General features: G+C 55.4%; 11 protein-coding genes. 9 read left to right on the forward strand and 2 right to left on the reverse strand.

The window, feature by feature from the left end; all coding sequences use genetic code 11:
* The first annotated feature begins 31 nt into the window (after positions 1-31).
* From nuoG to nuoN, 8 genes are all read left to right on the forward strand, one after another.
* Positions 32-2,758 carry an NADH-quinone oxidoreductase subunit NuoG gene (nuoG, locus tag OGV98_RS05085; protein WP_057101417.1) on the forward strand — a complete coding sequence of 909 codons (2,727 nt, stop codon included), beginning with the start codon at positions 32-34 and terminating at the stop codon, positions 2,756-2,758.
* Positions 2,755-3,732 (forward strand): NADH-quinone oxidoreductase subunit NuoH, encoded by a 978-nt coding sequence (gene nuoH / locus OGV98_RS05090; protein WP_003028063.1) that lies wholly within the window; start codon positions 2,755-2,757, stop codon positions 3,730-3,732. Before nuoG ends, nuoH begins: the two co-directional genes overlap by 4 nt.
* A gap of 14 nt (positions 3,733-3,746) precedes the next feature.
* Complete coding sequence (gene nuoI / locus OGV98_RS05095) at positions 3,747-4,289, forward strand: NADH-quinone oxidoreductase subunit NuoI (protein ID WP_003028062.1); 543 nt, start codon at positions 3,747-3,749, stop codon at positions 4,287-4,289.
* 11 nt (positions 4,290-4,300) lie between these two features.
* Positions 4,301-4,855, forward strand: coding sequence for an NADH-quinone oxidoreductase subunit J (gene nuoJ, locus OGV98_RS05100; protein WP_003028059.1), 555 nt, complete (start codon positions 4,301-4,303; stop codon positions 4,853-4,855).
* Positions 4,852-5,154 carry an NADH-quinone oxidoreductase subunit NuoK gene (nuoK, locus tag OGV98_RS05105; RefSeq protein ID WP_000612644.1) on the forward strand — a complete coding sequence of 101 codons (303 nt, stop codon included), beginning with the start codon at positions 4,852-4,854 and terminating at the stop codon, positions 5,152-5,154. The genes nuoJ and nuoK overlap by 4 nt, the downstream gene beginning before the upstream one ends.
* Complete coding sequence (nuoL, locus tag OGV98_RS05110) at positions 5,151-6,992, forward strand: NADH-quinone oxidoreductase subunit L (protein WP_003027695.1); 1,842 nt, start codon at positions 5,151-5,153, stop codon at positions 6,990-6,992. The genes nuoK and nuoL overlap by 4 nt, the downstream gene beginning before the upstream one ends.
* Positions 6,993-7,175: 183 nt before the next feature.
* Positions 7,176-8,705, forward strand: a complete 1,530-nt coding sequence (gene nuoM / locus OGV98_RS05115) for an NADH-quinone oxidoreductase subunit M (RefSeq protein ID WP_003027692.1) — start codon at positions 7,176-7,178, stop codon at positions 8,703-8,705.
* A gap of 6 nt (positions 8,706-8,711) precedes the next feature.
* A complete protein-coding gene (gene nuoN / locus OGV98_RS05120; RefSeq protein WP_003027689.1) occupies positions 8,712-10,169 on the forward strand; it encodes an NADH-quinone oxidoreductase subunit NuoN in 1,458 nt (485 codons plus the stop codon).
* 59 nt (positions 10,170-10,228) lie between these two features.
* On the opposite strand, the gene OGV98_RS05125 is transcribed toward nuoN, so the two are convergent.
* Positions 10,229-11,233 carry a chemotaxis protein gene (locus tag OGV98_RS05125; protein WP_202581139.1) on the reverse strand — a complete coding sequence of 335 codons (1,005 nt, stop codon included), beginning with the start codon at positions 11,231-11,233 and terminating at the stop codon, positions 10,229-10,231.
* A gap of 64 nt (positions 11,234-11,297) precedes the next feature.
* The gene (gene rbn, locus OGV98_RS05130; RefSeq protein WP_202581140.1) at positions 11,298-12,215 is read right to left on the reverse strand and encodes a ribonuclease BN; all 918 of its coding nucleotides are present in this window, start codon (positions 12,213-12,215) and stop codon (positions 11,298-11,300) included.
* Between the two features lie 67 nt (positions 12,216-12,282).
* Between rbn and OGV98_RS05135 the strand changes: the two genes are divergently transcribed.
* On the forward strand, positions 12,283-12,744 hold the full coding sequence (locus tag OGV98_RS05135) for a GNAT family N-acetyltransferase (RefSeq protein ID WP_003027684.1): 462 nt from the start codon (positions 12,283-12,285) through the stop codon (positions 12,742-12,744).
* Positions 12,745-12,802 lie beyond the last annotated feature (58 nt).

Consider the following 12,802-nt stretch of genomic DNA (forward strand, 5'->3'; position numbering starts at 1 on the left):
TACGACCGAGCCAACTGGAAGCATGCTGACTATGGCTACGATTCATGTAGACGGCAAAGAATATGAGGTCAACGGAGCGGACAACCTGCTGGAAGCTTGTCTGTCTCTTGGCCTTGATATTCCGTACTTTTGCTGGCACCCGGCGCTGGGAAGCGTCGGTGCTTGCCGCCAGTGTGCGGTGAAGCAATATCAGAACGCGGAAGACACGCGTGGTCGCCTGGTGATGTCTTGTATGACACCGGCCACCGAAGGCACCTTTATTTCTATTGATGACGAAGAAGCGAAGCAGTTCCGCGAAAGCGTCGTGGAGTGGTTGATGACTAACCACCCGCACGACTGTCCGGTCTGTGAAGAGGGCGGCAACTGCCACCTGCAGGATATGACCGTCATGACCGGTCACAGCTTCCGTCGCTACCGCTTCACGAAGCGTACTCACCGTAACCAGGACCTGGGGCCGTTCATCTCTCACGAAATGAACCGCTGCATCGCCTGCTATCGCTGTGTACGTTACTACAAAGATTACGCCGATGGTGCGGATCTGGGCGTGTATGGCGCACATGACAACGTCTACTTCGGTCGTCCGGAAGACGGTACGCTCGAAAGCGAATTCTCTGGCAACCTGGTCGAAATTTGTCCAACCGGCGTCTTCACCGATAAAACGCACTCCGAGCGTTATAACCGTAAATGGGACATGCAGTTTGCGCCGAGCATCTGCCAGCAGTGTTCCATCGGCTGTAACACCAGCCCGGGCGAGCGCTACGGTGAACTGCGTCGTATCGAAAACCGTTATAACGGTACCGTTAACCACTACTTCCTCTGCGACCGTGGTCGTTTCGGCTATGGTTACGTGAATCTGAAAGACCGTCCGCGTCAGCCGGTACAGCGTCGTGGCGATGACCTGATCACGCTGAACGCCGAGCAGGCGATGCAGGGCGCGGCAGATATTCTGCGTCAGTCGAAGAAAGTGATTGGTATCGGCTCCCCGCGCGCCAGCGTTGAAAGTAACTTCGCGCTGCGTGAACTGGTCGGTGCGGATAACTTCTATACCGGTATCGCTCAGGGCGAACTGGATCGTCTGCAACTGGCGTTGAGCGTACTGCGTGACGGCGGGATTCATACTCCGGCACTGCGCGAAATCGAATCTTATGATGCGGTTCTGGTGCTGGGCGAAGATGTCACCCAGACCGGCGCACGCGTTGCGCTGGCGGTGCGTCAGGCGGTGAAAGGTAAAGCGCGTGAAATGGCGGCGGCACAGAAAGTGGCTGACTGGCAGATCGCAGCAATCCTTAATATCGGCCAGCGTGCTAAGCATCCGCTATTCGTTACCAACGTCGATAACACCCGTCTGGACGATATCGCCGCTTGGACCTATCGCGCACCGGTTGAAGATCAGGCGCGTTTAGGTTTCGCTATCGCCCACGCGCTGGATAACAACGCGCCGGCGGTTGACGGTATTGACCGTGACCTGCAGAACAAAATTGACGTTATCGTTCAGGCACTAGCCGGGGCGAAGAAACCACTGATTATTTCCGGCACCAACGCCGGTAGCGCCGAAGTGATTCAGGCGGCTGCCAACGTGGCGAAGGCGCTGAAAGGCCGTGGCGCAGACGTTGGCATCACCATGATTGCTCGCTCGGTTAACAGCATGGGCCTCGGCATGATTGGCGGTGGTTCCCTTGACGATGCGCTGACCGAGCTGGAAACAGGCCGCGCTGACGCTGTTGTGGTGCTGGAAAATGACCTGCATCGCCATGCTTCAGCCGCTCGCGTTGATGCCGCGCTGGCGAAAGCGCCGCTGGTACTGGTCGTTGACCATCAGCGTACGGCAATTATGGAAAACGCCCATCTGGTGCTTTCCGCTGCAAGCTTCGCCGAAAGCGATGGTACGGTGATTAACAACGAAGGCCGCGCCCAGCGTTTCTTCCAGGTTTATGACCCATCCTACTACGACAGCAACACCGTAATGCTGGAAAGCTGGCGCTGGCTGCACTCGCTGCACAGCACCGTGCAGAGCCGTGAAGTGGACTGGACGCAGCTCGACCACGTTATCGACGCGGTTGTTGAGAAGTTGCCGCAGCTGGCGGGCATTAAAGATGCCGCGCCGGACGCAAGCTTCCGTATCCGTGGACAGAAGCTGGCGCGTGAACCGCACCGCTACAGTGGGCGTACCGCAATGCGCGCCAACATCAGCGTACACGAACCGCGTCAACCGCAGGACAAAGACACCATGTTCGCTTTCTCTATGGAAGGGAACAACCAGCCGTCTGCACCGCGTTCACAAATTCCGTTTGCCTGGGCTCCGGGCTGGAACTCCCCACAGGCATGGAACAAGTTCCAGGATGAAGTGGGCGGTAAACTGCGTCATGGCGACCCGGGCGTGCGCCTGATCGAAGCTTCTGCGGATGGTATGGATTACTTCACTACCGTTCCGGCGAGCTTCCAGGCTCAGGATGGTCAGTGGCGTGTCGCGCCGTACTACCATCTGTTTGGTAGTGACGAAATGTCCCAGCGTGCGCCGGTCTTCCAGACCCGCATGCCGCAGCCGTACATCAAACTCAACCCGGCTGATGCCGCGAAGTTGGGTGTTAATGCCGGTACGCGCGTTTCTTTCAGCTACGATGGCAACACGGTTACGCTGCCGGTTGAAATCGCTGAAGGATTAACGGCAGGGCAGGTTGGTTTACCGATGGGCATGCCTGGCATCGCGCCGGTTCTGGCAGGTGCGCGTCTTGAGGATCTGCAGGAGGCACAACAATGAGTTGGATTACACCCGATCTGATTGAGATCCTGCTGAGCATTCTCAAAGCGGTGGTGATCCTGCTGGTGGTGGTCACCTGCGGGGCATTCATGAGCTTTGGCGAACGTCGTCTGCTGGGTCTGTTCCAGAACCGTTACGGACCGAATCGTGTTGGCTGGGGCGGTTCGCTCCAGCTGGTTGCGGACATGATCAAGATGTTCTTTAAAGAAGACTGGATCCCGAAATTCTCGGATCGCGTCATCTTTACCCTGGCACCGATGATCGCCTTCACCTCGCTGCTGCTGGCTTTCGCCATCGTGCCGGTGAGTCCGAACTGGGTGGTTGCTGACCTGAACATCGGGATCCTGTTCTTCCTGATGATGGCGGGCCTCGCGGTATACGCAGTGCTGTTCGCCGGCTGGTCCAGTAACAACAAATACTCCCTGCTCGGTGCGATGCGTGCGTCTGCGCAGACCCTGAGCTACGAAGTGTTCCTCGGACTTTCCCTGATGGGCGTGGTGGCGCAGGCCGGTTCATTTAACATGACCGACATCGTCAACAACCAGGCTGATATCTGGAACGTTATTCCGCAGTTCTTTGGTTTTGTCACCTTTGCCATCGCGGGCGTGGCGGTGTGTCACCGTCACCCGTTTGACCAGCCAGAAGCCGAGCAGGAACTGGCCGACGGTTACCACATTGAATATTCCGGTATGAAATTCGGTCTGTTCTTCGTGGGTGAATACATCGGTATCGTCACCATTTCTGCACTGATGGTTACCCTGTTCTTCGGTGGCTGGCATGGCCCGTTCTTACCGCCATTCGTCTGGTTCGCGCTGAAAACCGCGTTCTTCATGATGATGTTCATTTTGATTCGTGCGTCGTTACCGCGTCCTCGTTATGACCAGGTAATGTCCTTCGGCTGGAAAGTCTGTCTGCCGCTGACGCTCGTCAACTTGCTGGTAACTGCGGCTGTCATTCTCTGGCAGGCGCAATAAGGGACACAAAGACCATGACCTTAAAAGAATTGTTCGTAGGTTTCGGCACCCAGGTACGCAGTATCTGGATGATCGGCCTGCATGCGTTCGCGAAACGCGAAACGCAGATGTACCCGGAAGAGCCGGTCTATCTACCGCCCCGTTTTCGTGGTCGTATCGTTCTGACTCGTGATCCAGACGGTGAAGAGCGCTGCGTTGCCTGTAACCTGTGTGCGGTAGCGTGTCCGGTAGGCTGTATCTCTTTGCAAAAAGCAGAGACTAAAGATGGCCGCTGGTATCCGGAGTTTTTCCGCATTAACTTCTCACGCTGCATTTTCTGCGGCCTGTGCGAAGAAGCCTGTCCGACAACGGCTATTCAGCTGACTCCAGATTTCGAGCTGGGTGAGTACAAGCGCCAGGACCTGGTTTACGAGAAAGAGGATCTGCTGATCTCCGGTCCGGGCAAATACCCGGAATATAACTTCTACCGGATGGCAGGTATGGCAATCGACGGCAAAGATAAGGGCGAAGCAGAGAACGAAGCCAAGCCTATCGACGTCAAGAGCCTGTTACCGTAAGGAGAGGGGCAATGGAGTTCGCTTTTTATATCTGTGGCCTGATAGCCATTCTCGCAACCTTGCGGGTGATCACCCACACCAATCCGGTACACGCACTGCTGTATCTGATTATTTCGCTGCTGGCGATTTCCGGGGTGTTCTTCTCGTTAGGCGCTTACTTCGCCGGTGCGCTGGAAATTATCGTCTACGCGGGCGCTATCATGGTGCTGTTCGTATTCGTGGTAATGATGCTCAACCTCGGTGGTTCTGAAATTGAACAGGAACGCCAGTGGCTGAAACCTCAGGTGTGGATTGGTCCGGCGATTCTGTCGGCCATCATGCTGGTGGTCATTGTTTACGCCATTCTGGGCGTAAACGATCAGGGCATCGACGGGACGCCAATTAGCGCGAAAGCAGTCGGTATTTCCCTGTTCGGACCGTATGTACTGGCGGTCGAACTGGCTTCGATGCTGCTGCTGGCGGGCCTGGTTGTGGCCTTCCACGTGGGGCGCGAAGAGCGTTCAGGTGAAGTGCTGAGCAATCGCACTGATGACCGCGCGAAAAGAAAAACGGAGGAGCACGCATGATCCCCTTACAACATGGACTGATCCTCGCTGCGATTTTATTCGTCCTGGGTTTGACCGGTCTGGTTATCCGCCGCAATCTGCTGTTTATGCTGATCGGGCTGGAAATCATGATTAACGCCTCCGCGCTGGCCTTTGTGGTCGCCGGAAGCTACTGGGGCCAGACCGATGGTCAGGTGATGTACATTCTCGCCATCAGCCTTGCGGCTGCGGAAGCGAGCATTGGACTTGCGCTGTTGCTGCAACTTCATCGCCGTCGCCAGAACCTGAACATCGATTCAGTAAGTGAGATGCGTGGATGAACATGCTTGCCTTAACCATTATTCTGCCATTTATTGGCTTTGTATTACTGGCGTTTTCTCGTGGTCGTTGGTCAGAAAATCTGTCCGCTACCGTGGGTGTCGGGTCGATTGGTCTGGCCGCGCTGGTGACTGCGTTTGTTGGCGTTGATTTCTTTGCCAATGGCCAGCAGGCTTACAGCCAGCCGCTGTGGACCTGGATGTCAGTCGGCGACTTCAACATCGGTTTTAACCTGGTGCTGGACGGCCTGTCGCTGACCATGCTCTCCGTGGTGACCGGCGTCGGTTTCCTGATCCACATGTTCGCCTCCTGGTATATGCGCGGAGAAGAGGGCTATTCTCGTTTCTTCGCCTACACCAACCTGTTTATCGCCAGCATGGTGGTTCTGGTGCTGGCGGATAACCTGCTGCTGATGTACCTCGGCTGGGAAGGCGTGGGCCTGTGCTCCTATCTGCTGATTGGTTTCTACTATACCGATCCGAAGAATGGCGCTGCGGCAATGAAAGCCTTCGTGGTAACCCGTGTTGGTGACGTATTCCTGGCGTTCGCGCTGTTCATCCTCTACAACGAGCTGGGCACGCTGAACTTCCGCGAAATGGTGGAACTGGCGCCTGCGCACTTTGCAGATGGTAACAACATGCTGATGTGGGCAACCCTGATGCTGCTGGGCGGTGCGGTCGGTAAATCTGCGCAGTTGCCGTTGCAAACATGGCTTGCTGATGCGATGGCCGGCCCGACGCCTGTCTCTGCGCTTATCCACGCTGCGACGATGGTTACCGCCGGTGTCTACCTGATTGCACGTACGCACGGCCTGTTCCTGATGACCCCAGAAATCCTGCACCTGGTGGGGATTATCGGTGCCATCACTCTGGTGCTGGCGGGTTTTGCTGCGCTGGTACAGACCGACATCAAACGCGTTCTTGCGTACTCCACCATGAGCCAGATTGGTTATATGTTCCTGGCTCTCGGTGTACAGGCGTGGGATGCGGCGATTTTCCACCTGATGACGCACGCCTTCTTTAAAGCGCTGCTGTTCCTGGCATCCGGCTCGGTTATCCTGGCTTGCCACCACGAACAGAACATCTTCAAGATGGGCGGACTGCGTAAGTCAATTCCGCTGGTGTATCTCTGCTTCCTGATCGGTGGCGCGGCGCTGTCGGCTCTGCCGCTGATTACCGCTGGCTTCTTCAGTAAGGATGAGATTCTGGCCGGTGCAATGGCGAATGGTCATATTAATCTGATGGTTGCAGGTCTGGTCGGTGCGTTCATGACCTCTCTGTACACCTTCCGTATGATTTTCATCGTGTTCCACGGTAAAGAACAAATTCACGCTCATGCAGGGAAGGGGATTACCCATCATCTGCCGCTGATTGTGCTGATGATCCTGTCCACCTTCGTTGGCGCGCTGATTGTGCCGCCGCTGCAGGGTGTACTGCCTGCGACGACCGAGCTTGAGCATGGTCGCGTCATGACGCTGGAAATTACCTCCGGTATCGTAGCGATTGCGGGCATCCTGATCGCAGCATGGCTGTGGCTGGGTAAACGCCAGCTTGTGACATCGATTGCCAACAGTGCGCCGGGCCGCCTGCTGGGTACCTGGTGGTATAACGCCTGGGGCTTCGACTGGCTGTACGACAAAGTGTTCGTCAAGCCGTTCCTGGGTGTTGCCTGGTTGCTGAAACGCGATCCGCTCAACTCAATGATGAACATTCCGGCGATCCTTTCCCGCTTTGCAGGTAAAGGCCTGCTGTTGAGCGAGAACGGTTATCTGCGCTGGTATGTCGCATCAATGAGCATCGGCGCCGTCGTTGTGCTGGCACTGTTGATGGTACTGCGTTGAGTTTGAGGATTGTGGGGTTGATGTCGGATGGCGCTCGCGCTTATCCGACCTACGGGAATCTGTAGGCCCGGTAAGCGTTCGCGCCACCGGGCAAAAAAAGCCGCAATCCGAAGTGAATTTTCTGTTTGAGAATTCGTTGAAAATCAGGTCCTGATGGGACTTTAACAAGGAATAAAGATCGCCATGTTACTACCCTGGCTAATATTAATTCCCTTTATCGGTGGCTTCCTGTGCTGGCAGACCGAACGCTTTGGCGTGAAGGTGCCGCGCTGGATCGCGCTGATTACCATGGGATTGACGCTGGCGCTTGGCCTGCAACTGTGGTTGCAGGGCGGCTATTCACTGACGCAATCCGCTGGCATTCCGCAGTGGCAGTCTGAGTTTGTCCTGCCGTGGATCCCACGTTTTGGCATCTCTATTCATCTGGCTATCGATGGTCTGTCGCTGCTGATGGTAGTGCTGACCGGTCTGCTCGGTGTTCTGGCGGTACTTTGCTCCTGGAATGAAATCGAAAAATACCAGGGCTTCTTCCATCTGAACCTGATGTGGATCTTAGGCGGCGTGATCGGCGTGTTCCTTGCCATCGACATGTTCCTGTTCTTCTTCTTCTGGGAAATGATGCTGGTGCCGATGTACTTCCTGATCGCGTTGTGGGGGCATAAAGCCTCTGACGGTAAAACGCGTATCACGGCGGCGACCAAGTTCTTCATTTATACCCAGGCGAGTGGTCTGGTGATGTTGATTGCCATCCTGGCGCTGGTGTTTGTGCACTATAAAGCGACCGGTGTGTGGACCTTCAACTATGAAGAGTTGCTGAATACCCCGATGTCCCACGGTGTGGAATATCTGCTGATGCTGGGCTTCTTCATCGCCTTCGCGGTGAAAATGCCGGTGGTTCCGCTGCACGGCTGGTTGCCGGATGCACACTCCCAGGCGCCGACGGCAGGTTCCGTTGACCTGGCGGGGATCTTGCTGAAAACCGCGGCTTACGGTCTGCTGCGCTTCTCTCTGCCGCTGTTCCCGAACGCGTCGGCGGAGTTTGCACCTATCGCAATGTGGCTGGGTGTTATCGGTATCTTCTACGGCGCGTGGATGGCCTTTAATCAGTACGATATCAAACGCCTGATCGCTTACACCTCCGTATCGCACATGGGCTTCGTACTGATTGCTATCTACACCGGCAGCCAGCTGGCTTACCAGGGTGCGGTTATCCAGATGATTGCGCACGGTCTGTCCGCAGCCGGTCTGTTCATTCTGTGTGGTCAGCTGTACGAACGTCTGCACACGCGTGATATGCGTATGATGGGCGGCCTGTGGGGCAAAATGAAATGGTTGCCTGCGCTGTCAATGTTCTTCGCCGTGTGTACGCTGGGTATGCCGGGTACAGGTAACTTCGTTGGCGAATTTATGATTCTGTTCGGCAGCTACCAGGTGGTTCCAGTCATTACCGTGATCTCGACCTTTGGTCTGGTGTTTGCCTCTGTTTACTCGCTGGCGATGTTGCATCGCGCTTACTTCGGTAAAGCGAAGAGCCAGATTGCCAGTGTTGAACTGCCAGGGATGTCGCTGCGTGAGCTGTTTATCATCCTGTTGCTGGTCGTGCTTCTGGTACTGCTTGGCTTCTATCCGCAGCCGATTCTGGATACCTCGCATTCTGCGATGAGCAACATCCAGCAGTGGTTTGTTAATTCCGTTACTACTACAAGGCCGTAAATCGCCATGACAATAACTCCACAACACCTGATTGCGCTGCTACCGCTGCTGATCGTCGGCTTGACGGTGGTGGTTGTGATGCTCTCCATTGCGTGGCGACGCAATCACTTCCTCAATGCCACGTTATCGGTCATTGGGCTTAACGCCGCGCTGGTTTCGCTCTGGTTTGTTGGCCAGGCGGGCGCCATGGACGTTACCCCGCTGATGCGGGTTGACGGTTTCGCCATGCTCTACACCGGACTGGTGCTGCTGGCCAGTCTTGCCACCTGTACCTTTGCTTACCCGTGGCTGGAAGGCTACGACGACAACCGGGAAGAGTTCTACCTGTTGGTGCTGATTGCCGCACTCGGCGGTATTCTGCTGGCTAACGCTAACCATCTGGCGGCGCTGTTCCTTGGTATTGAGCTGATCTCTCTGCCGCTGTTTGGTCTGGTTGGCTATGCGTTCCGTCAGAAACGTTCGCTGGAAGCCAGTATCAAATACACCATTCTGTCTGCCGCAGCGTCTTCCTTCCTGCTGTTCGGTATGGCGCTGGTGTACGCGCAGTCTGGCAATCTGTCGTTTGTTGCGCTCGGTAAGAGCCTCGGCGACGGCATGCTGCACGAACCGCTGCTGCTGGCGGGCTTCGGTCTGATGATTGTTGGCCTCGGCTTTAAACTTTCGCTGGTTCCGTTCCACCTGTGGACGCCAGACGTTTACCAGGGCGCTCCGGCTCCGGTTTCCACCTTCCTGGCGACGGCGAGCAAAATCGCTATCTTCGGCGTGGTGATGCGTCTGTTCCTGTACGCACCGGTAGGGGATAGCGAAGCGGTACGTATCGTACTGGGCGTGATTGCCTTTGCTTCCATCATCTTCGGTAACCTGATGGCGCTGAGCCAGACCAATATTAAACGCCTGCTCGGTTACTCTTCTATCTCTCATCTCGGCTACCTGCTGGTGGCGCTGATTGCTCTGCAGAGCGGTGAGATGTCGATGGAAGCGGTTGGCGTTTACCTGGCCGGTTACCTGTTCAGCAGCCTCGGCGCGTTCGGTGTGGTCAGCCTGATGTCCAGCCCGTACCGTGGCCCGGATGCGGACTCCCTGTTCTCCTACCGTGGTCTGTTCTGGCATCGTCCGATCCTCGCGGCAGTGATGACGGTAATGATGCTGTCTCTGGCCGGTATCCCGATGACGCTGGGCTTTATCGGTAAGTTCTACGTACTGGCAGTCGGTGTGCAGGCTAACCTGTGGTGGCTGGTTGCCGCTGTGGTGGTCGGTTCGGCGATTGGTTTGTACTACTACCTACGTGTTGCCGTGAGCCTGTACCTGAGCGCACCACAACAGCTGAACCGCGATGCGCCGTCTAACTGGCAGTACAGCGCGGGCGGTATCGTAGTGCTGATTTCTGCCCTGCTGGTACTGGTGCTGGGTATTTACCCGCAACCGCTGATCAGCATTGTGCAGTTAGCGACTCCGCTGATGTAAGGCTAAATGCAGTAACGAAAAAACCCGCCTCGGCGGGTTTTTTTATGCGTGAAATACGGTCAGTTCAATAGCTGACGGCTCACCAGCGGACCGCTGATGCCTTTTGCTGTGCGATCCATCACTTCCTGGATCACTGAAGAAAGCTCATTGACTTCGAATTTGGCCACGTAGCCATCCGCTTTTACTCGGCGAACGTGATCTTCGTTCGCACTACCGGAAAGCGAAGAGTGGATAACGACCGGGATCTTCTTCAGGCGTTCGTCGGTTTTTATTTTGCGGGTAAGCGTAAAACCGTCCATCTCCGGCATTTCGAGATCGGTGAGTACAAGGGCGATCTTCTCGCTAATAGGCTTGCCCTCCGCCAGCGCTTCTGCGGAAAGCTGCTGTATTTTTTCCCACGCATCCTGGCCCGTTACATGCATCAGATGCGGGATTTCCATGGCGTTAAGCCCTTTTTCCAGCATTGCGCGGGCCACTTTTGAATCATCTGCCACAATCGCCACCGCACCCGGCGTGATGTTGAATTTATTGGTTTTCAGATCGGTTGCGCGCAGGTCGTGGTTCGCCGGTACGATGTCGTACAAGATCTGCTCAACGTCGAGCACCAGCGCCAGGTTGTTGGTCTCTTTGTTGTCGTCCAGGCAAGCGATACTGGTGATATAGCGACCATTGATGGCTTTCTCGGCGGTATGCACCTGTTGCCAGTCCAGGCGCATAATGTTTTCCACTGACTCCACCGCAAATGCCTGGACGCTGCGGGCATATTCTGTGATCAACAGGATGTTGAGTCCGGTCTCTGGTTTACAGCCCGCGACGGCGGGCAGGTCAATCACCGGGATCACCTGATCGCGAATATTAACCATACCCAGCAGCGGGGCCTTCATACCAGCCGGACGCGTAAAGGTCGGCATCGGCACGATTTCACGCAGCTTGAATACGTTGATGCCAAATAGCTCTGATTTCTGCTCCTCAACAGATTTGCCGAGGCGAAATAGCAGCAGTTCAAAACGGTTAGACAGGGTTAGGTTTGTCCTGTCATCAATATCTTTCTGGAAATTGTTCATCCTGTCCTCAGTGTGAAAGCCAGCCTTTCCACTGTTATCGGCACTGAGGCGGAAAAATAAAGCGTTAAACGCTGAAAATGGCGAAATCGTGAGCCAGTTCCGTGTCTGGAAAAATCGCTTTGCACTCTTCAAGCAAACGCTGACAGCCTTTTTCATCATAGCGTGAGCTAACGTGGGTCATGATCAGGCGTCCCACTCCGGCATCCAGCGCCAGCTGTGCGGCTTGTCGGGTTGAGCTGTGCCCGCGACTGTTCGCTTTCTCCTCCATTGAGGCATCCAGCGTGGTTTCGTGTACCATGACATCTACACCTCGAGCCAGTTCAATGGCGGACGCGCAGGGTCCTGTGTCACCGAAAATAGCGACTGATTTTCCCCTGGTGGCCGGGGCGAGGAAGTCGGCGCCGTGGATCGTACGTCCATCCTCCAGCACGATAGTTTTCCCGGCTTTCAAATCCTGAAACCACGGGCCCGCTTTAACACCTGCCGCCTTCAGGGCGTTAGCGTCAAGCGCACCGGGTTTGTCATGCTCTTGAATGCGAAAACCGTAGCACTCCAGCGGATGCGCCAGCGGGTACGCCGTGACTTTACGCAGGCCGTCATCGACAATCTCACCTGCGGTGATTTCCACAATTTCCATCGGATAATCGGTCCAGGAGCCGCTCAGACGTAATGTGGTTTCGGTAAACTCTCGCAACCCTTTTGGCCCGTAAAGCGTCAGAGGCTGGACATTGCCGGCCATTGAGCGACTGCACAGTAGTCCCGGTAAACCAAACAGGTGATCGCCGTGCAGATGGCTGATAAAAATACGATCGAGTTTTCCTGGATTGAAAGGAGTGGTGAGCATCTGATGCTGCGTCCCTTCACCGCAATCAAAAAGCCACAGCCCCGCCTGAGTCGGGTGTTGCAGATTCAGTAAAATTGCCGTTACATTGCGTGAGCGAGTGGGGACTCCCGCTGACGTGCCTAAAAATAGTAATTCCATCTTCGCGTTACACTTTTCGCCATCAATAAGGCAGGGTGTTCAGGTTATCACAACATAGGGGCAGACAATGATTCACTGGCAAGATCTCCACCATGCAAAGCTGAGTACCCAACAACTGTACGCACTACTTCAGTTGCGATGCGCGGTGTTTGTAGTTGAGCAACAGTGTCCGTACCAGGATGTGGATGGCGATGACCTGGTTGGAGAGAATCGCCATATTCTGGGCTGGCATAACGATGAGCTGGTGGCGTATGCGAGGATTCTGAAAAGCGATGACGAGCTGGAGCCGGTGGTGATTGGTCGGGTGATTGTAAGCGAAGCGCTGCGCGGTGAAAAACTGGGGCAACAGCTGATGGCCCAGACGCTGGCATCCTGCGCGCAACACTGGCCACACAAGGCGTTATATCTGGGCGCGCAGGCGCATCTGCAATCGTTCTATGCGCGCTTTGGCTTTGTTCCGGTAACGGATATCTATGACGAAGACGGTATTCCACACGTCGGAATGGCGCGGGAAGCACATCAGGCGTAAACAGGCGCAAACAGTCCAGGTTGTCTATAGTTAGCGGGTACGTCAATTGAAAGGGAGA

The sequence above is a fragment of the Citrobacter sp. Cf136 genome, assembly GCF_030333815.1.
In the GTDB taxonomy this organism is placed as follows: Bacteria; Pseudomonadota; Gammaproteobacteria; order Enterobacterales; family Enterobacteriaceae; genus Citrobacter; species Citrobacter freundii.

What these genes read in the sequence shown, in the direction of transcription:
- nuoG (WP_057101417.1), top strand. Translation starts at nt 32, where the DNA reads ATGGCTACGATTCATGTAGACGGCAAAGAATATGAGGTCAACGGAGCG.
- nuoH (WP_003028063.1), top strand. Translation starts at nt 2,755, where the DNA reads ATGAGTTGGATTACACCCGATCTGATTGAGATCCTGCTGAGCATTCTC.
- nuoI (WP_003028062.1), top strand. Translation starts at nt 3,747, where the DNA reads ATGACCTTAAAAGAATTGTTCGTAGGTTTCGGCACCCAGGTACGCAGT.
- nuoJ (WP_003028059.1), top strand. Translation starts at nt 4,301, where the DNA reads ATGGAGTTCGCTTTTTATATCTGTGGCCTGATAGCCATTCTCGCAACC.
- nuoK (WP_000612644.1), top strand. Translation starts at nt 4,852, where the DNA reads ATGATCCCCTTACAACATGGACTGATCCTCGCTGCGATTTTATTCGTC.
- nuoL (WP_003027695.1), top strand. Translation starts at nt 5,151, where the DNA reads ATGAACATGCTTGCCTTAACCATTATTCTGCCATTTATTGGCTTTGTA.
- nuoM (WP_003027692.1), top strand. Translation starts at nt 7,176, where the DNA reads ATGTTACTACCCTGGCTAATATTAATTCCCTTTATCGGTGGCTTCCTG.
- nuoN (WP_003027689.1), top strand. Translation starts at nt 8,712, where the DNA reads ATGACAATAACTCCACAACACCTGATTGCGCTGCTACCGCTGCTGATC.
- OGV98_RS05125 (WP_202581139.1), bottom strand. Translation starts at nt 11,233, where the DNA reads ATGAACAATTTCCAGAAAGATATTGATGACAGGACAAACCTAACCCTG.
- rbn (WP_202581140.1), bottom strand. Translation starts at nt 12,215, where the DNA reads ATGGAATTACTATTTTTAGGCACGTCAGCGGGAGTCCCCACTCGCTCA.
- OGV98_RS05135 (WP_003027684.1), top strand. Translation starts at nt 12,283, where the DNA reads ATGATTCACTGGCAAGATCTCCACCATGCAAAGCTGAGTACCCAACAA.